The 17,596-nt window shown below is 57.6% G+C and carries 14 protein-coding genes; 6 read left to right on the top strand and 8 right to left on the bottom strand.

Features of this window, described 5'->3' with window-relative positions:
- Positions 1-23: 23 nt before the first annotated feature.
- Entirely contained in the window at positions 24-1,028 is a 1,005-nt protein-coding gene (locus E3E27_RS07015; RefSeq protein WP_167773978.1) for a DUF1616 domain-containing protein, read from the bottom strand.
- A gap of 241 nt (positions 1,029-1,269) precedes the next feature.
- Here E3E27_RS07015 and E3E27_RS07010 point away from each other — a divergent pair, with 241 nt between their 5' ends.
- Together E3E27_RS07010 and E3E27_RS07005 are read left to right on the top strand one after the other, a co-directional pair.
- On the top strand, positions 1,270-2,061 hold the full coding sequence (locus E3E27_RS07010) for a hypothetical protein (protein WP_167773977.1): 792 nt from the start codon (positions 1,270-1,272) through the stop codon (positions 2,059-2,061).
- 91 nt (positions 2,062-2,152) lie between these two features.
- Entirely contained in the window at positions 2,153-5,785 is a 3,633-nt protein-coding gene (locus E3E27_RS07005) for a carbohydrate-binding protein (protein WP_167773976.1), read from the top strand.
- On the opposite strand, the gene E3E27_RS07000 is transcribed toward E3E27_RS07005, so the two are convergent.
- Genes E3E27_RS07000 through E3E27_RS06975 form a run of 6 tightly spaced genes read right to left on the bottom strand, consistent with a single transcriptional unit; the run spans position 5,741 to position 12,045 of the window.
- Positions 5,741-6,574: an exosortase/archaeosortase family protein gene (locus E3E27_RS07000; RefSeq protein ID WP_167773975.1), complete on the bottom strand. Its 834-nt coding sequence runs from the start codon at positions 6,572-6,574 to the stop codon at positions 5,741-5,743. The genes E3E27_RS07005 and E3E27_RS07000 overlap by 45 nt on opposite strands.
- Positions 6,561-7,115: a hypothetical protein gene (locus E3E27_RS06995; protein ID WP_167773974.1), complete on the bottom strand. Its 555-nt coding sequence runs from the start codon at positions 7,113-7,115 to the stop codon at positions 6,561-6,563. Before E3E27_RS06995 ends, E3E27_RS07000 begins: the two co-directional genes overlap by 14 nt.
- The gene (locus E3E27_RS06990) at positions 7,112-8,395 is read right to left on the bottom strand and encodes a DUF58 domain-containing protein (RefSeq protein WP_167773973.1); all 1,284 of its coding nucleotides are present in this window, start codon (positions 8,393-8,395) and stop codon (positions 7,112-7,114) included. Before E3E27_RS06990 ends, E3E27_RS06995 begins: the two co-directional genes overlap by 4 nt.
- Positions 8,392-9,312 (bottom strand): MoxR family ATPase, encoded by a 921-nt coding sequence (locus E3E27_RS06985; protein WP_167773972.1) that lies wholly within the window; start codon positions 9,310-9,312, stop codon positions 8,392-8,394. The genes E3E27_RS06990 and E3E27_RS06985 overlap by 4 nt, the downstream gene beginning before the upstream one ends.
- A 1-nt stretch (position 9,313) precedes the next feature.
- Positions 9,314-10,312: a DUF4350 domain-containing protein gene (locus E3E27_RS06980; RefSeq protein ID WP_014788685.1), complete on the bottom strand. Its 999-nt coding sequence runs from the start codon at positions 10,310-10,312 to the stop codon at positions 9,314-9,316.
- The gene (locus E3E27_RS06975; RefSeq protein WP_167773971.1) at positions 10,309-12,045 is read right to left on the bottom strand and encodes a DUF4129 domain-containing protein; all 1,737 of its coding nucleotides are present in this window, start codon (positions 12,043-12,045) and stop codon (positions 10,309-10,311) included. Before E3E27_RS06975 ends, E3E27_RS06980 begins: the two co-directional genes overlap by 4 nt.
- Positions 12,046-12,103: 58 nt before the next feature.
- Between E3E27_RS06975 and E3E27_RS06970 the strand changes: the two genes are divergently transcribed.
- Entirely contained in the window at positions 12,104-12,823 is a 720-nt protein-coding gene (locus E3E27_RS06970) for a hypothetical protein (RefSeq protein ID WP_167773970.1), read from the top strand.
- A complete protein-coding gene (locus E3E27_RS06965) occupies positions 12,814-13,053 on the top strand; it encodes a hypothetical protein (RefSeq protein WP_167773969.1) in 240 nt (79 codons plus the stop codon). Before E3E27_RS06970 ends, E3E27_RS06965 begins: the two co-directional genes overlap by 10 nt.
- 3 nt (positions 13,054-13,056) lie before the next feature.
- On the opposite strand, the gene E3E27_RS06960 is transcribed toward E3E27_RS06965, so the two are convergent.
- Complete coding sequence (locus E3E27_RS06960; RefSeq protein ID WP_167774085.1) at positions 13,057-14,016, bottom strand: NAD-dependent epimerase/dehydratase family protein; 960 nt, start codon at positions 14,014-14,016, stop codon at positions 13,057-13,059.
- 90 nt (positions 14,017-14,106) lie between these two features.
- Here E3E27_RS06960 and E3E27_RS06955 point away from each other — a divergent pair, with 90 nt between their 5' ends.
- Together E3E27_RS06955 and E3E27_RS06950 are read left to right on the top strand one after the other, a co-directional pair.
- Positions 14,107-15,102, top strand: coding sequence for a sugar phosphate nucleotidyltransferase (locus E3E27_RS06955; RefSeq protein WP_167773968.1), 996 nt, complete (start codon positions 14,107-14,109; stop codon positions 15,100-15,102).
- Between the two features lie 9 nt (positions 15,103-15,111).
- On the top strand, positions 15,112-17,487 hold the full coding sequence (locus E3E27_RS06950; protein WP_167773967.1) for an oligosaccharyl transferase, STT3 subunit: 2,376 nt from the start codon (positions 15,112-15,114) through the stop codon (positions 17,485-17,487).
- Positions 17,488-17,596 lie beyond the last annotated feature (109 nt).

Genomic DNA, 17,596 nt, shown 5'->3' with positions numbered 1-17,596 from the left:
TGGCTGTTCACCGGGATTCTGAACTACGGTTTCACATCAACGTTAAGCTTGAGACTCTGTATCGTCCCGTTTATGGCTTCCAGTATGAGGTTCCTGGCTTCCGTTTCCGCGTAGTTCCCGTCGGGGGGCGCGGGGGGAAGTTCCGGCTGTTCGTCCTTGAAGAGGAGGAACCACACCTGCCATCTGCCCGGCTTGTCTATGCTGAAGGTGTAGTTGGTCTCGAACTGGGGCGTCCAGTTGCCCTCGATGTTCACGGGGATCGACGAGAGGGTCACGTTGAACCAGCCCGGCATCGGGTACATCTCGTGTATCACCGTCGTGTTCGTCCTGTTGTCCCACGTGAGGTTGACGAGCCATATCTGGACGTAGTAGGTCACGTTGCGGTGCTCGTGGTTCACGATTCCGATTATGACAGTTCCGTTCTGCCCGGTCCTCAGCTCGGTTGGGTAGTTGTCCGCTATCCCCTCCGGCCCCAGAATGTAGAACTCGGTGAACGCTTCACCCGGCTTGGGGTGGGTTATGACGTAGCCGAGGGTTCCGATTGAGGTTATTATGGAGATTATCAGGATAACGGTCAGGGCCTTGTCGAGCCGGCTCGAGTCCTCCCACTCGAGCTCTTCCTTCACCCGCTCCAGGGTTATCCAGGGAACCCAGGGCTCGAAGGCCCTTGCCCTGCGGAAGATAGCGATGAGGGCGAAAATGACGTTGAAGGACGTGAGGCTGACGAGAATCGGGGTGAGCCTTATTCCCCAGGGGGTGTAGTTCAGGCCGAGGCCGATGAGGGGGACTATCGCTATGCTCAGGCCGAAGCTCAAAGCCAGGCGCTCGAGGTTGTCAAGCTCGGGCCTGTTGGGGAAGAGGGCGGTTATGAAGACGTAGCCCGGAAAGAAGAGGACGAAGGCCAGTCCAAGGGCCTTTCTCGCCAGGCTGTCTGGGAAGTGGAATATGAGGAGGTCAAGGATGACGGAGAGTCCGATGATCGTGAGCAGGTCCCAGTACTTCGCCGCTCCCTTCGGCGGAGCCCCCATTTCACCACCCTGGTAGAGTGGGGCCGGGTGTTTAAAACGGTTTCCACGCTTCTCTGTGGCTGTCATATTTCCAGATTGAAATGTTTGTTCGACGGTCATTACGTCCGGGGATTATGATGAACGCCAAGAAAGTGACGTAACACGCCAAAAGGTATTTATATCATTTATGCACAATACCCAAGTGTTGGAGAAATCCCAACTCGTTAATTGACCTTTCAAATCTGCTCCTGGAGGGATCGGAATGAAAAGGCTGGCTACCCTCGTCCTTGGCCTGCTCCTGCTCGGGGGAATGATGGGAATGGTGAGTGCCACGGGCGTCGAACCGTGGGTAGGAATTTCATATACTGTGAATAGTGACGGTTCTGTTAGTTTGGGATACGCCTCTCACACTGTCGGTGACTATGTAGTTGATAGTTCTTCAAGCTTTGAAGTGTCATGGGACGCTTACATTTACGATACCGGGGACTATGTTGTTATCAGAATCATCGACATTCATTATACTGATGATACTGGCACTGAATATGAGTTCTATATCTATGCTAGGTCTTCTAGCGATGGTTGGTATTTGGGCTATGGGTTATACAGTCCCATATTTGAAACGCCTTCCGTTACAGAACAGCCCTGGGACGCCTTGCCGGGCACTTGGCACAATTTTGACATTCTACTCAAGTACAGCTTGTTCTCACAGCAAATAGTCGCATATCTATACGTTGATGGGGAGGTTTGGGATTCTGTGCCTCTTTCAACTAAATCGATGACGATCTCTACTACGGGGGTATTCATTAATAACGTTGAGGTAGTCAGCTCTAGTCCTTCCAGTACACACACCCCAATTTTCATCGATAATGTTCAGGAAAAGCACAACGGTGTGGTTGCTGATTCGGACGACTTCTCGAATGGGATCGCGTACTTTGACTATTATGAGAACGCAGTGACTACCTCCAACGTCCCCTTCTTCAGCAACGAGGTGGCAATGGCTTCCCTGACCCTGCTCCTCGCCCTCGGTGCCGTCTGGCTCTTCAGGAGGGGCTGATTCCCTTTTGTTCTTTTCTGATCAGCCGCGCTAACCTTTTATACCCCGCTCGCCAACGTTTCTCAGAGATGTATCACCCGGGGTGAGTAAAGTGAAGAGGCCTTTAATAATCGCCCTCGTCCTCTTGGCTATCGTCTCCCCGGCTCTCCAGAACCCTGCCGTTGCCTACCCCTCCGCGGACGGGAGCCCCTTCGACTGGGTCTACGACAACGTCAAGGCCCTCGACGGACACGACGACCTCTGGTACCGGTACGACGATGGGGACGACCTGGCCAGGGACCTCGTGGCGTTCTACTACTCCGAGAACCCCGACACGATAACCCTGCGCATCGACGTCACCGAGCTTGAAATCGGCGAGGAAGCAAACACCAACTGGTACGTTCTGATGGACTTTGCAGATGGTGGACAGAACTGGCTCCCGGACAACCTCGTGGACAGCAACGGAAACGGCATCTGGAGCGGAATGGCCTGGGACCTGGCGGTGGCGGTGTACGATTCCAGTAACTACAACGTCTACTTCCCGGACTGGAGCGTCCACAACGACGTCGTCAAGGCGGTCTCCTTAAACGCCGACTACGACTTCATCGAGATCGAGCTGTACAAGGACAGGATACCCAACTTCCCCTCGGGCGGGCAGGTTCACTTCCAGGTGGTCAGTTCCAAGGACTTCTCCAGTCCATACCACGTAACCGATTCGATGCCGGACGATCTCAACTACTACTTCACCAGCGACGATAAGGTTGGAACGGCCAAGGTGGCCTTCGTCCACCACGGCAACCAGCACATCGGCTACACCGACGTGTTCTGCGGCGGCGTTGGGACGGGTTTCGACGAGATACTCAGGACCCACGACGCCTACAAGGTCCCGGTGAACCTCCATCTCAGCGGGGTTCTCCTGGAGAGCCTGCTCTGGAACGACCCCGACTGCGGTGACTTCAACTTCCGGGAGGAGATAAACAAGGGCATCTCCGAGGGCTGGATATCGATCCTAACCTCCGCCTATGGGCAGCACATAATGCCCTTCTTCCCGGCGGATCTGAACGTCAGGAGCCTTGGGAAGGAAAACGAGCTCATATGGCGCCTCTTTGCCTACGATCCGCGCGTGGCCTGGGTGCCCGAGAGGGTGTGGGAGACGGGCCTGAGCGATTCCGACCCCGTGAACGGTGTGAAGAGCGACCCCTGGGAGTACTTCGCCGCCATCGATCCGGCCGACGGGAGGCCCTACGTGGAGGCGGTCATACTCGACGGGAACACCCACGGCTCCAACGCCGGCAACCCCTACAAGGTCTACCGGCTCCCGAACGGCCAGCTCAGGGTGTTCTTCATCGACGACTGGCTCAAGGACAGCATCTACAATCCCGATGAGCGCACCAACATCAAGCGCCATTTCCTTGACTTTGCCCTGAGCTCGGACCAGGAGCAGATCCTCGTCTACGCCGACGACTGGGAGAAGGCCGCTGGAGTCGCCGGCTGGCCGACGGACCCGGAGAACTACCTCTACTTCGTCCGCTACGTCGCCGCCCACCCATGGATACAGGCGGTGAAGCTCGACGACGTCCTGTCCTGGAGCTCCTGGCAGGGCGGGAGGTTCTGGGGCGACGGCGGCGATTACTGGCCAATAGCTGGAACCTACACCGAAATCGGCGGTACGGCTGGCTACGGCGGAACTGGAGACGTGAACGGCGACGGCTCGGCCGAGAGGAACGCCTGGTACAAGGATTGGGCCATCAACTACTACCCCTATAACTGTCCCAAATCTGCCGGCGGGCTGTGGTGGGACGCCTACCAGGAGCTCAAGGCCCTCGAGAACGCTGGGGTGAGCAACAACCTCGTTGAGATGGCCTGGACGACCCTGCTGGCGAACATCTACGAAACCGGCTGGCACGACGGCCTGACCGGTCCCATCAGCGGGTGGGAGAAGGAAATCACCGCCCACGCGAGGCACGCGCTGGTTTACGCCTACGCCGCTTGGTGGCTGAACGATTCCAGCAAGCCCCTCTCCGCCTACTGGAAGAACGTCGATGGGGACAACGATGACGAGGTCGTTATACAGAACGACAGGCTCTACGCGGTCATCGACCCCGTGGGCGGCCGCATTGGCTGGCTCTTCGACTCCTCTGGGAACGTTGTCATCGGGAACTCGATGGCCCTGTGGAGCGGGACGGAGGGCGACTACAACGATGGAAACCACGTGTGGGCCCTCAGCGACGCCTACGACGGCGGAACCTACGAGAACGACTACTACCAGCTGGAGATACTGGAGGACGGCTCCGACGGCAGGGTCGTGGTCGTGGCGAGGCACCCCAGCGGGTTCTACAAGGTCATCACCCTCGAAGAGGGCTGGCCTTACCTCGAGATCACCTACCGCAACGTCGGCGGGAGAACCTACGTCAAGACCGGCTTCTCCCCGGGCATCTCCGACATGCTCCTCAGCGGAAAGGCCAACGTCGGAAGAACCTGGCTCTACTCCGGTGCCGTCGCCGGCTACTACAACTCCGTGACCGACACCCTCGGGGCGTACGTGATTCCAGCTCCCGCGTCCTTCAACAGGGGCGAGGACTGGAGAACCCTGGCCGTTGTGGACGAGATAAGCTTTGACTCCGACGCCAGGTTCTACCTCTTCGCCGGCCCCTGGAACGCTTCGCTCTTCGGGAAGCTCCTCAGCTCGCCCCTCTCCGGAAGCTTCTGGACCGCTCCGGCGGTTCCTTCGGCGGGAGAGAGCGTGACGGTTTACTACAACGCCACCGGCGGCCCCCTTGAAGGTGCCTCTTCAATTGCCCTCCACTGGGGCCATGATGGCTGGCTCGACGCTTCCGATGTCCAGATGACGTACGAGAACGGGCTCTGGAAGGCGATCCTCCAGACCGATCCCGGCTGGGGCTCCATCGAGCTGGCCTTCACCGACGGCTCTCACTGGGACGACAACGGCGGAAGAAGCTATCGCGTTTACCTGGCACCTGATGCTCCGGCGGGGATTTCGGACGTCCTGACCGGCGACGAGGTGGGCTGGTCGTCGGACCTCCCGGCCCCCAACACGGGCGAGATAATCAACGGAGAGTACGCCTGGCACGACGCCTCCGCGGACGTTCATGCCACCGAGAACTACCCCCTCCCGGCTTCCAACTACGACCTGGAGAGCGTCCGCGTCAGGGCCGATGGGGAGTACCTCTACATCTCCATAAAACTGGCAAACCTGACGGGTGTGGGTCTCTTCGGCTCTCCCGTCATAGAGGTTCTCCTCAACACCGGAACCGGCGCCAACACCACGGTGCCCCTCTCCGGCGGCCTCTCCTACTCGCCGGGCTGGGACTACGCACTGGTGCTCGATCTCTCCCGGCCGAACCTTCCCAGCGACAGGCTCCTCGGTTCGCCTGCGGTTCTTCTCTACGACTCGTCTTTCGGGGAAGTTTCCGGTGACTATTACGCCGTGGTCTCAACCGTGAACGACGTGGTTCAGGTGGCCGTTCCGAGGGCCCTGCTGGGGGACGCCTCCAGCATCGGCATCAACGTCTTGGTGCTCATCGGGGACGGCAAGGGTGGCACCGTGGATCCTGGCTCGCCGAAGGTCGTCGATCTGATGTCTCCCCTTGACACGGACGGTGAGCTGGCGGACGGCTCGATTGACTACTCCCAGCCCCTGGACGTGACGGCGGTTCCCTTCTTCGGGAGCGCGCTGGGTTTAGTTGTTCTCCTCGGCTTCCTGTGGCTCTTCCGCAGGGGCTGAGGTTTTTCCCTTTTTCTTCAGCACCCACCACCAGTAGGCAAAGACGTAGACTATGAACATCAGGTCTCCCAGGTGGGAGTGGAAGAGCTCGAGAAAGGAGATCCCGCTGTGGTAGCCTATGACGAGCAGGGTAAATATCCTCACCGCGTTGAGGGGTATTATCCCGAGGGCGCCGAGGAGAAGGAGTGCCGCCTCCCTTCCCCTGGACTTTCGGAGATAAATCAGGAGGAGCGAGGCCAGGAGGTAGAGAACGAACGCGTCCAGTCCGGAGCAGCCGGAGCCTATTATGACAACGCTGTTCCTGATCACCGCCACGTTGCCGTTCATGGTTATGGGGACGTCGAAGAGGTATATCAGCCCTCTGACGAGATGGGAGGTCGCATCAACGAAGATGTCGCTCGTTCTGGCCACCAGGGCGTCAACAAAGTCGCTCCTTGAACTCATCGCCAGAAGCGCCTCGGCGGCGGCTATCAAATTCGGACCCACCGTGCTCCTGGGCCTGAATAGCACCAGCGAGGTTCCTACAAGGACAAATGCCTGAAACGTGGCGGGGCTTGGGTACTCTCCAAATCTGACCAGGAGGAACACGGGGGAGGCCACTATTAGGAGCACTCCCGTGATAGTTGAGGCGCTCAGGTTAATTGGTTTCTTTTCCAGTCTTTCCCTCGAAAACGCCACCACCATGGCATAGAGGAGGCCGAAGTAGAGTATCGGGGGACTGCGGTAGATGACGAACAGCGCTCCCGTGAGTGCGAGGGAGAAGATCAGAAAGCCCTCACTTCTCCTCACGCAGGCCCACCTCGATGAACTCCACGTCGTTCCTCTCCGCCGCCAGGAGGAACGCTATCCCGAGACCAATTATGACGAATGACTGGACGACGGGATCGGAGAGCTTTTCCCTCAGCAGGTACAGGAAGCCCGCGGATCCGGCGAGCCAGGCGATGAGGTAGAGGGAGGTTCTCCCAAAGCGGGACCATGCCGAGTACATCACCGCGCCGACCATCGCGGGAACGAGGAGTAGATCGCTGACCGCTGAGGCGACGAGGAGCGCTGTTGCTACGAGCCTGTCCCTTCCGAGGTTCACCCCTCCCAGCACCTCGTCGAGGAGCAGGAACGTTGATGCCGACGTCAGGACGGCCGTTTTAAGGCCGGCCCACTCGTATATCGAACCGCCCTTAACGGTGAGGGCAAGGGCGAGGGCGTAGGCGTAGAACGCCACGAGCGAGGCGTTTCGTCCCCTCGCCCTCAGGAGGTACGGGACGGCGGCCAGGACGAAGACCGGGTTCTTGAGCGCTATGCCAGCCAGAAGGGGAGCCACCAGTCCCATCATAGCCTCTTCACCACCCTCGGGAGCAGGTCTCTCGGACCGACCTCGATGACCTTGATCCAGCCGGAGACCTTTCTCGCCAGCATCTTTCTCTCGCGGTATGCTTTGTAGGCCGCCTCGAGGGTCTTCTCGTCAATGGAAGAGCGGTCGATGAAGAGAACCGGGTTGGGGTAGAGAAGTACCGCCTGGGAGCCCCTCCTGGCCAGCACCCTCGCGGCCTTGACTATCTCCATCGGGTGGAGCCCGAGGTCGTCTATTATGATGACGTACGAGCCGGTTCCGGGCTTCATCGCAGCCTTGAGCACTCCTGAGCCCTCCGAACCGCTCCTGATTTTTCGGACTATCCTCCCGAGTGCTGATTCCCCCGCGAGCCGGGAGGGTCGGAGGGGCGGAAGTCCCTCCTCCCCCTTCAGCCCGAGCTCCTCCAGAACCGCTAGGGGGTCGCTGGAGTGCCCCACGAACCTCACTATACCGGAGTCGTCGTAGGCCACCACCCTCACAGCGTGGCCGAACCTCCTGAAGTAGGCGATGAGCTGAGCCAGTATGAGCACCAGGTAGTCCACCTTGCCGGTGCGCATCTCCCTCCTGAACTTCCCGTCCACGTTTATCAGCACGTAGACGTCCGCCAGCGTTTCCCTCCTGAACACCCTGACCACGACCTCCTGGAGTCTTGAGGTGGCCTTCCAGTCTATCCTGGTTATGTCGTCCCCGGGCAGGAACTCCCTGAGCTCCTCGAACTCGAGGGTCTCGGCACCTATCCCCAGGGCCTTCTCGGTTTCGGAGAGGGCACTGATCTGGCGCCTCTCCCTCATTGCCTCCCTTATGCCCAGCGGTGACGGGAAGACGGTAACCTCGTCCCTTCCCTCCACGGGGAAGGTTTTCCTGAAGAGCCCCAGCCCGTCCTCGAAGACCGCCTCCGCCCTGAGTTTCACGCGGCCCTTCGAGAGGGGTACGAGAGTCTGCTCGAGGCGCTTTTTCTCGAGCGGATCTATTTCGACCGTCAGCTCCCTCGCAAAGACCTTCCCTGAGGTCTCCCGTATCCTCACCCTCCCGTCCAGGGGGGCCAGGTTCTCCACGGTGAGGGAAGTCTTGACCGGCTCCCTCTCCGTTCCCCTCTCCGGCACCTCTCTACTGACCCTCAGGCTGGGGCGGAAGCCGGTCCTGGCCATCGAGTAGTGGGCCATCACCGCCGCTCCCACCAGGGCAACGGCGGGGTTCCCCAGGAGGTAGGCCGCGGCTGAAACGATCCCCGCGAGGGACAGCAGGATCTCGGCGCGCTTCATTCCGTCGGCACCTCTACCCTCTCAAGGACGTCCCTCACTATGCCCTTTCCATCTACGCCCTCGACCTCGTACTCGGGCTTCACCACTATCCTGTGGGCTATCACCGGGACGGCAAGCCACTTCACGTCGTCTGGGATCACATAGCTCCTGCCCTCCAGGTAGGCCTTGACCTTCGAGGCATAAAGGAGGTGCTCACCAGCCCTGGGGGAGGCGCCCAGGATAACCCTCTCGTCCAGCCTGGTTTCCTTCACTATCTCGTAGATGTAGTCGATGATGGCATCGCTCACCCTGACTGCGAGGGCCTCCCTCTTGGCGCCCGCTATCTCGCTGCCCAGGACGACCTGCTGGGCCTCTGTGAACTGGCCGAGGCTCTTTCTCCGGAGCATCGCCTTTTCACTCTCCTCCGGGAGGTACGTCATGTCTATCTTCATCATGAAACGGTCTATCTGGGCGGTCGGGAGCTCGTAGACGCCCTCCATCTCGACTGGATTGCGGGTGGCCAGGACTATGAAGGGTTCGGGCAGCTTGAGGGGCAGGCCATCTATCGTTACCTGCCTCTCCTCCATCGCCTCCAGCAGTGCCGACTGGGTCTTGGGTGAGGCCCTGTTTATCTCGTCCACCAGGACCACGTTGGCGAATATCGGCCCCTTCCTCAGCTTGAACTGCCCGGAGCGCATGTCGTAGAAGGTGTGGCCGAGTATATCGGCTGGAAGCAGGTCTGGGGTCATCTGTATCCTGGAGAACTTCAGTCCGAGGGTGTTGGCAAAGTTCTTGCTCAGGGTTGTCTTGGCTATCCCAGGAACACCCTCCAGGAGCACGTGTCCGTTGGCTATCAGGGCTATCGTCATCAGCTCGACTATCTCGTCCATTCCCACGATGGCCTTTCCGACCTCTCCCTTTATCTTCTCCAGTATCATATCAACCACCCATTCTCCTCAGCATTTCCAGTACTTCTCCCTCGTCCCAGCCCCGCTCCTTGGCGAGGGCCAGGGCGAGTTCCTCAGTGCCCACTTTCCGCCCAAAGAAGCGCGAGAGGAGCCTGTGGATAAGCCTTCCAAGCGCGCTGAACAGTCCCAGCTCTCTCGCGAGAAGGAGCGTCGCTACTGCCAGTATCAGCTCTCCCGCCCTGTCCTTTGGCAGGACACGCGTCACCGTGACGGTTCCAACCGTGTATAGGCTGAAGTCCGGGTGGTGGGCCTCGTCGAAGTAGAAGGTTCCCCCACCGAGGTAGTCCACGAGGTTGCGCAGGAACTGCTCGTTATCCCTGAACTGCATGTTGGCGAGAACGTCGGGGTCTGAGAGCACGATGACCCTGCCCTTCCCGTAGGGCACCTCGGCCATTATCGGGAACATTCTCCTGTGCAGGTTTATCATTGCGACCCTGCTGGCGTAGGCTTCTCCCTCTCTGGCCACTATTATTCCGGAGGGCTCGTTGGTGACGATCCTGCTCACGTTCCTGGCAAGGAGGGGGTTCTCTATTCTGACAGCGACGATGAGCCTGTCATCGGTCTCGTAGAAGAAGTCCCTGAGGGGGTACTCGGATATTCCAACCGGCAGCTTGAGGGCGCGGAGGATATCGTTCCCCGTTCCGAAGTCGTCCGCTATAAGGACGGTGTTGCCCCTCTCGAGGAACGCCCTTATCTGTGCCACCTCCGCGTCGGTGAACGTCATGTTGGGTCCGATTATGAGGAGCACACCGCTTTTCTCGCTGATGTTGGCGATGTCGAAGGACTCGAAGATCGGGACGATTTCCCTGCCCATGGAACCGGCCAGCCTCGCGAACTTGGAAGTTCCGTCCCAGTTCCAGTTGAAGATGCTGTACTGGGTCGAGCTTTTGAAGAGGGGCACGGTTATGGGCATCGTGATGAGGGCGAAGAGCAGAAGGAGGAGTGTGAGGTACTTGACCGTCCTGTTCATCTTTCAAGCCCCCTCACGAGCCTCTCGATGTTCCCCCTGAACTCCACCAGCTCCTCCCCGCTCAGGGGCATCTCGCCGTAGACCGCCTTCTCGTGCAATAGCGTCACCCTCTCCAGCTCCGGGTAGAGTTCCCACCCGCCGAGAGCCCTCAGCGCCTCCCTCGGAGTGAGGTTCTCCCCCACGCCGAGCCTCTCCGCCAGCAGTTTCCTCAGCAGGGTGTACGCTCCACCGACGTCCTCCGGCACCTCAATCCTCTCTCCCGCCGTCACGGGCGCTCTCTTAGCGGGGATTCCCTCAGACCCCTCTGGGGAGGGCGCCTTTCCTTCCCCGCGCCTCCTCAGCACCGCCGTCCCGGCCGCCAGCAGGATCCCAAGAACCGCTATCGCGGCGTACCTGGGCCACGCGCTCTCCGGGGGAACCACGCTGAGGATAACCGTGTTCGACTCGGCCTCGCCGTACCTCACGCTGCCCGGGAATTTGACGTAAACCTCGAACTCTCCCGGGAGGTCTGGCTTCAGTGTGAACGTGAAATTGCCGTCCCGGGACTCTATTCGGGAGTGCTCCGTCCCGTTCACGTACACCACCAGCGTGGCCGGTATTTCCGGTTCGAGGGTTCCTCTAAAGGTGGCCGTTTTCCCCAGTGTGATTTTTGATGGACCGGTCAGGGTTATGGAAACGGGATACTTTGAGAACACGATCCGTACCTTCTTGGACGTCCCCTCGTGCTCTTCATCTCCCGCGAACTTCAGGACGACGCTGAACTCCCTCGCCACGGGTGAGAAGTACTCCCTGGAGAAGCCGCCGTCCGGGCCGGTTTCCAGGGTCTCGTTTCCCACGTCTATCTCCCTGCCCCCCAGGTACTCGCCGTAGTAGTCCACGAGCCTTCCGGAGAGCGTGACGGTGTGGTTGATGAGCGAGCTGTAAACATCATCGACGATGAACCTCGTCGGGATCTTCCTCACCCTTACCTCCACGGTGTTCGAGCTGTTTCCCCCCTGGGTCGCGTGTATCCTGTACGTTCCAATCTCGCTGAATCGGTAGCTCTTTGAGAAGAACCCGTTCGAGGGCGTCACCGGCAGCAGCACAGTGGAGTTCCCGCCCTCTATCACTATCGTTACGGTGTCGTTGCCGGGACAGGAGCCGAATATCGTGATGGTCTGGTGGAGTATAGGTTCGTCGGTCGAGACGCCTATCAGGAAACCCCCACCCGGTGGGGCGGAGGAGGCGAGGTTTCTTATCTTTTCCAGCTCCTTCCTGACGCCCTTCGTGTTGAAGGTGAGGACCTTCGTTCCGTTGCGGAGCTTCAGCAGGTCTATGGCGTTGAGCTCTTTCTCCATGTCGTCCACCGTTCCCAGGATCCCTGCGGCGAGCTCGGGGGAGGGGTTCCTGTGGAACTCAAGGGTGAGCCGGGTCAGGACTAGGAGGTCCTGGGCGAACTCGTGGAATGGCGGTATCACGACCATTACCGTCGAGTTCACTCCCCTCTCTCGGTAATACAGGCTCTCCTGGTTTATGAGCTCAAGCTCGTTGAGGGTCAGGTTGGCCAGCTTTAGGCCGTAGCTCTCGTTAAGGAGGGCGTACTTGAGGGAGTACTCAAACCTGATGAGGACCTTCGAGAAGTAGTTGTACAAAAAAACGTCTCGCTGAACCGGTTCTGACACGGCCGTTCCAGCCGCGGGGGGGAGGGAGCCTATGATTAGAATAAGGATTATTAAAAGTGGAACCCTCCTCATCGTTATCACACCCATAAGGCATAAAAACCTTTTAAGTTTATTCATCGAAGGTGTTAAAATGGGACGCCTCGCCGGGAGTGTTCTGACAATAACTGGGATCGTGCTGTGGTACTACGGGGGTACCTCAGGAAGCACGGGCGTTGTTAATCTTGGCCTCGGTGCCATAGTGCTCGGCCTGGTTCTCGCAGCACTGCCCCTCGGGGACAGGGTGGACAAGGAGGCCCTCCTTCTGGCCGTTGAACCCTCCTGTGCTTTCCTGGAAAACCTCCGGCGCGGTTTGAATCTAACGGGCCCTCCCGTGGTGATCCCGCCCTACGAAAACCTGCCCTCTGGCGGCGTGTTCCTCCCGAGCACCGACGACTTCCGCCTCCCCCTTGGAAGGCTCGATGGTGAGAGCGTTTTCGTGACCGGCCCGGAGGCGGAAAGCGGCCTGCTAGTAAGCCCTCCCCCTGGCTGGGGAATATTGGAGTACACCGTCGAGAACGTGGGCGAGCTTTCTGGGACTGGAGTTGGCTATGCCTCCTCAGCAGTCTCCTCCGTCCTGAGCGCCCTGGGGCTCGGTTCGGCGGAGGCCTTTGAGAGGGAGGACGGGACGATAGAGGTTTTCGCCAAGCCACTGTGTGACGGTTCCGTTCACGCCGACCCTGCCGTTTCGGCGGTTCTCCTGGGAATAGCCATCGGCACGGGTGAACTTCTCAGGATCCGCTCGGTTGAGAGAAAGAACGAGCACGTGAAGGTAACCCTAGAGCGCCTCGGTGGGATAGAAAAATGGCTATGAGGGAGAACGTCCTCCTGTTCCTCGCTGTCTGGATAGTCCTCTCGGCCCTCCTCAGCCCTTCGACTGAGATATTCCTCACCGTTGCCCTCATCGGCATTCTGATAACCCTTGAGATAGGCGAGTTCTACCTGCCGAGGGACGTCAAGGACTCGCTGAAGTTCTCCGCTTACCTGCTCCTTCTAGCTTTCGCCTTCATCGTGGCGAGAAAGGTGTACGAGGTCATAAAGTGAAAGTCAGCCTGGGAGTGAGGCGAGAAGCTCCCTCACGGTCCTCCTCACGGCCCCGTAGCTGTCAAGCTTTGGCCTCCAGCCTGTTTTCTTTGCCTTCTCTATGCTCAGGCGCATGAACTTGACGTCGCCCTTCCATCCGCGGCCGCCGTCGACGCCGCCGGTGAAGCGGAACCTCGGATTAAGGTTCATCTCCTCGCTCACTATCTTGGCTATCTCCGTCACCGTTATCCAGTCGTCGTTGCCGAGGTTGTAGAAGTCCACCCTTTGGGTTCCTTTCCTGAAGTGCTCGAAGATCTTGAGTATTCCATCAACCGTATCGCTCACGTGGAGGTAGCTCTTCCTCTGCGTCCCGTCGCCGAGTATTTCCAGCTCCTCCGGGTTCTTCCTGAGCTTGTTTATGAAGTCGTAGATTACCCCGTGGTTGGAGCGCTCGCCTATGATGTTAGCCAGGCGGAATATCAGAGCTTTGAACCCGAAGGTATGGGCGTACCCGCTGATTAAAGCTTCTGACGCCAGCTTGGCACCGCCGTAGACGCTTATCGGCTCGAGCGGGGCGTAGTCCTCGGGCGTTGGAATCACGGGCGCGTCGCCGTAGACCGTCGATGAGCTCGTGAAGACGAGGTATTCGGCCTTTGAGTCCCTCATCGCGTTGAGCAGGTTGTATGTTATGAGCACGTTGGTCTCGTAGAGGAGCTCCGGGCTCTGGGAGCCTATTCTAACCTCGGGGTTGGCGGCGAGGTGGAAGATGGCATCGACGCCTTCAACCGTCTCCTCAACGATCTTCGGGTCCCTCATGTCCCCCTCGATGAACTCGAAGCGTTCTTTGCCCAGCCAGCGCCTTACGTTGTCCAGGCTTCCCGCGCTGAGGTCGTCGAGAACCCTGACCTCCCAGCCAAGCTCCATCAGCCTGTCCACCAGGTGAGAGCCTATGAACCCGGCACCTCCCGTTACCAGGACTTTCATTCGTACCACCGCCGATGATGAGACAAAATTATTTAAATACGTTTGGACTCAATCTGTGACGGCTTTGATGACCTTGCAGTGGTGGTGTCAATGAAGATCCTCATAATGGCGGGCGGCTACGCCACCAGACTCTGGCCCATAACCAAGGACAACCCCAAGGCCCTCCTGCCCGTCGGTAACAGGGTCATACTGGACTACATACTGGAGAAGGTGGAGGAGCTTGGACTCGAGACCTACATCTCCACGAACCGCTTCTTCGAGGCTCACTTCCGCCCCTACGCGGAGGAGCGGGGGATTGAGCTCATCGTCGAGGACACCCTCCACGAGGAGGAGAAGCTCGGCACGATCGGGGCCATGAAGAAGGCCGTCGATGAGCTGGGCCTTGACGACTACCTCGTCATCGCCGGTGACAACCTCTTCTCCTTCTCCCTGGCGGACTTTCTCAGGGCCTACGACGGCAGGACGCTGATAGCGGTCTACGACGTCGGTGACCTCAACCTGGCCAAGCGCTACGGCGTGGTGGTTCTGGAGGGGGACAGGGTAATCTCCTTTGAAGAGAAGCCGGCCCAGCCGCGTTCGACTCTCATAAGCACCGGCGTCTACGTGTTCCCGAAGGCTGTTATGGAGCGCATCGACGAGTACCTCTCCAACGGCAACCGCGATTCCCCCGGCTACTTCCTTCAGTGGCTCTTGGAGAGGGGCGAGCCGATAAAGGCATACCGCTTCTCCGAGTACTGGTACGACATAGGTTCAGCCGACAGCTACCTGGAGGCCCTCAAGACCCTGCTACGCGAGAGCCACGTCGAGGAGATCCAGATAAGCCCCTACGCCAAGATAATCCCGCCGGTCGTCATAAAGCGCGGTGCGAAAATACTCGGCCGTTCCATAATTGGCCCCTACGCATACATAGGCGAGAACTGCGTCATTGAGAACTCCGACGTCAGCGACTCCATAATCTTCAGGAACACCGTTATCAAAAACTCCACCATCTGGCGCTCCATCATCGACGAGAAGTGTGAGATAAGGAACCTCGAGCTGAGGAAGAGCCTCGTCGGCGGGCACGCGAAGATACAGAGGGGAGAGTGAGGGAGGTAAATGGAGCTTGCTGGGATCCGGGAAAAATTGGAGGGGGCATGCCGCTTACTTCTCAGGCCGAGGTGCGCTATTCTGGCGCTCGTCTTCCTGGCCTCCGTGATTAGGCTCCTTCCAATGCGCTTCAAGTACCTCATCGGTTACGATCCATATTTTCATCTCGCGTATATTCGCTACGCGCTGGAGAAAGGGGAATGGGTGAACTTCTTTCCCTACGCCACCGGCCCGTGGGGGTTTCAGGTACGTCAGTTTCACCCCCTAGGTCTCTGGATGACACCAGCTTACGTTTACAAGCTCCTTTCTCCATTCGGTGTTTCTCTCTACAACGCCTTCAGAGTGACCCCCGTCATATTCGGTGTTTTCACCGTGATCTTCACGTATCTCGCCGTGCTGAAGCTCTACGGGAAAAAGGAGGCCTTCCTCTCGGCATTCTTCCTCGCTGTTAGCTTCGGCCACGTCTTCCGCTCGATGGCCGGCTACTACAGGGGCGACAACTACATGCTCTTCTGGTATAGCGTGGCACTCTTTGGTATCTCCTTGGCCCTGTCAAAAAACGATAAACGATGGGAGTACCGCCGGTTGGTCTTTTACATTATACCTGCCTTTGCGAGTGGTTTTTCTGCGATATTTTGGCAGGCATACTATCCGATCTTTATCTTTCTCCTCGAAAGTGCGATCTTTATGGCGGTAGGTGCTTTTCTACTGGAAGAAAGGAATGCTTTCGTAGATGCAACGGCTCTTGTAATAGCCACTGGGTTGGGAGCACTTCTGGCGAACTTCCTGAGCGATAACTTTGGGATGGCGTTGCTTGGAGAGGGCAGACCGTTAGGTGAGGAGCTTGCGGAGAAGTTTGGACTTCAGTTTGGATTCATCAATGATGCTTTCCTGTTGATGTTCCTTAAATACGCGGTTCCTATTTCCGCGGTGGCGATATTGGGTATGTTTGTGTTTTCCAGTTTTCTGAGGGAAAGAAAACAGAGAGTCCTACTTGTTGGGATTGGAGTAGTGGTTGTATTATGGCTCTGGGTGAAGTACTACGGAACAGTAGACGAGATTATCCAGGGCATGTTCCCATCTGGTCCCATCTCGGAGGTTAGAATGGCTACCTTTAGGGACTTGTGGGTAGCATATGGCATTTCGCTGTTCTTGGTGCCAACGTTTTTCTTGAGCTTTCTTCCTAAGCGCGTCAGGATACAGGATTTTTTACTTCTTGGTTTTGCCATTGTGGTACTTCCCATGGGTTTTCTGTGGGTTAGATTCCTCTTCCTTGCTTCACTAGCGGTAGCTCTTATGGTGGGGATTGGACTTGTGAGGGTGTACCATGTGGGGTTATCCCGGTTTAAGGCCCTGCGGTGGGGTGCGGTTACCCTTATTGGAGTACTCATTTTCCTCCCCGTGGCTACGTGCTTCCAGGGTGTCCAGAATACGCTGGACATCAGGCCGTTTGTTAATGATGCTTGGAAAGAAGCACTGACGTACCTGGGGGCGGATTCAAACATAAACGATGTTGTCCTGACGTGGTGGGATCAGGGCAACTGGGTAACTTACTACTCGAATAGGGCTCCGGTTTCACAGCTTGCCCCGGATAAGTTTGTGGCAGAGTACTATCTCGGGAGAAGATCAGAGAAGAGCCTTATGGAGCGGGGAGTGGATTATGTGGTGGTCTCCTATGATACAGTACTGAAATTTGGAGCCATTCTGAATACCGCAAATGCCTCACCTTCAGAATACGCAATGATTCCGATGCCGCTGGTGTCATCTCCCGGTGGGGTATTTATCTTTTCGGGAGGTGTGTATTCAATTATGGTGGTTCCTGGCGAAAACTCCTGGAGTGTTGAGATTAACGCGGGTGGGGTGACGCTTCTGCCCCGTGAAGTTTTTGTGGAGAAGGGCAGGTCTGTGGAGCGTGTGTCACTAAAGGATAAACCAAACGCCGATGCTTATGTTTATATAAACCTCAACTACGGCTACGCCGTGCTGATGAACGGCAACGCCTTCGACACACCCTTGGCACGGCTTATGTTCACTGGCAACCAGCCAAACTTCACGGAGATTTATTCCGACGGGGGATACATCAAGATCTTCCGATTTGAGCATCCAAACGTGGTTGTTACTTCAGAAAACGGGTCTGTTGTTCTTCGGTTTACTAACAGTACTGGCACCACAATAAGAATTTTTGGGTACCTCGACAACGGCACAATGGTCTTCAAAAGACAGTACGAGGTTAAAGGAAAGAACGAGTTCGTCCTACCGGCTGACATTAATGGAAGTGTTGTTGTTAGATATGTTTGCCTGGGTGATGAAGGAGTACTTGACGGGGGTGTTTTCAGGATAGATGACGTGGTTTCCTCTAGAACAGAAGTAAAGTCTCATGAGTAACCCATTCAGGTCTATACTGAGAACCTTATTAAGCCCAGATGGACGCGTTGTATGCTCTAAACCCAAATATGATGGAAAATTTTAAATTCGAGGTACCGAACTGGAACTA

The sequence above is a fragment of the Thermococcus sp. MV11 genome (genome assembly GCF_012027285.1).
Taxonomy (GTDB): domain Archaea; phylum Methanobacteriota_B; class Thermococci; order Thermococcales; family Thermococcaceae; genus Thermococcus; species Thermococcus cleftensis.
This window is presented reverse-complemented; position numbering and strand designations above follow the sequence as displayed.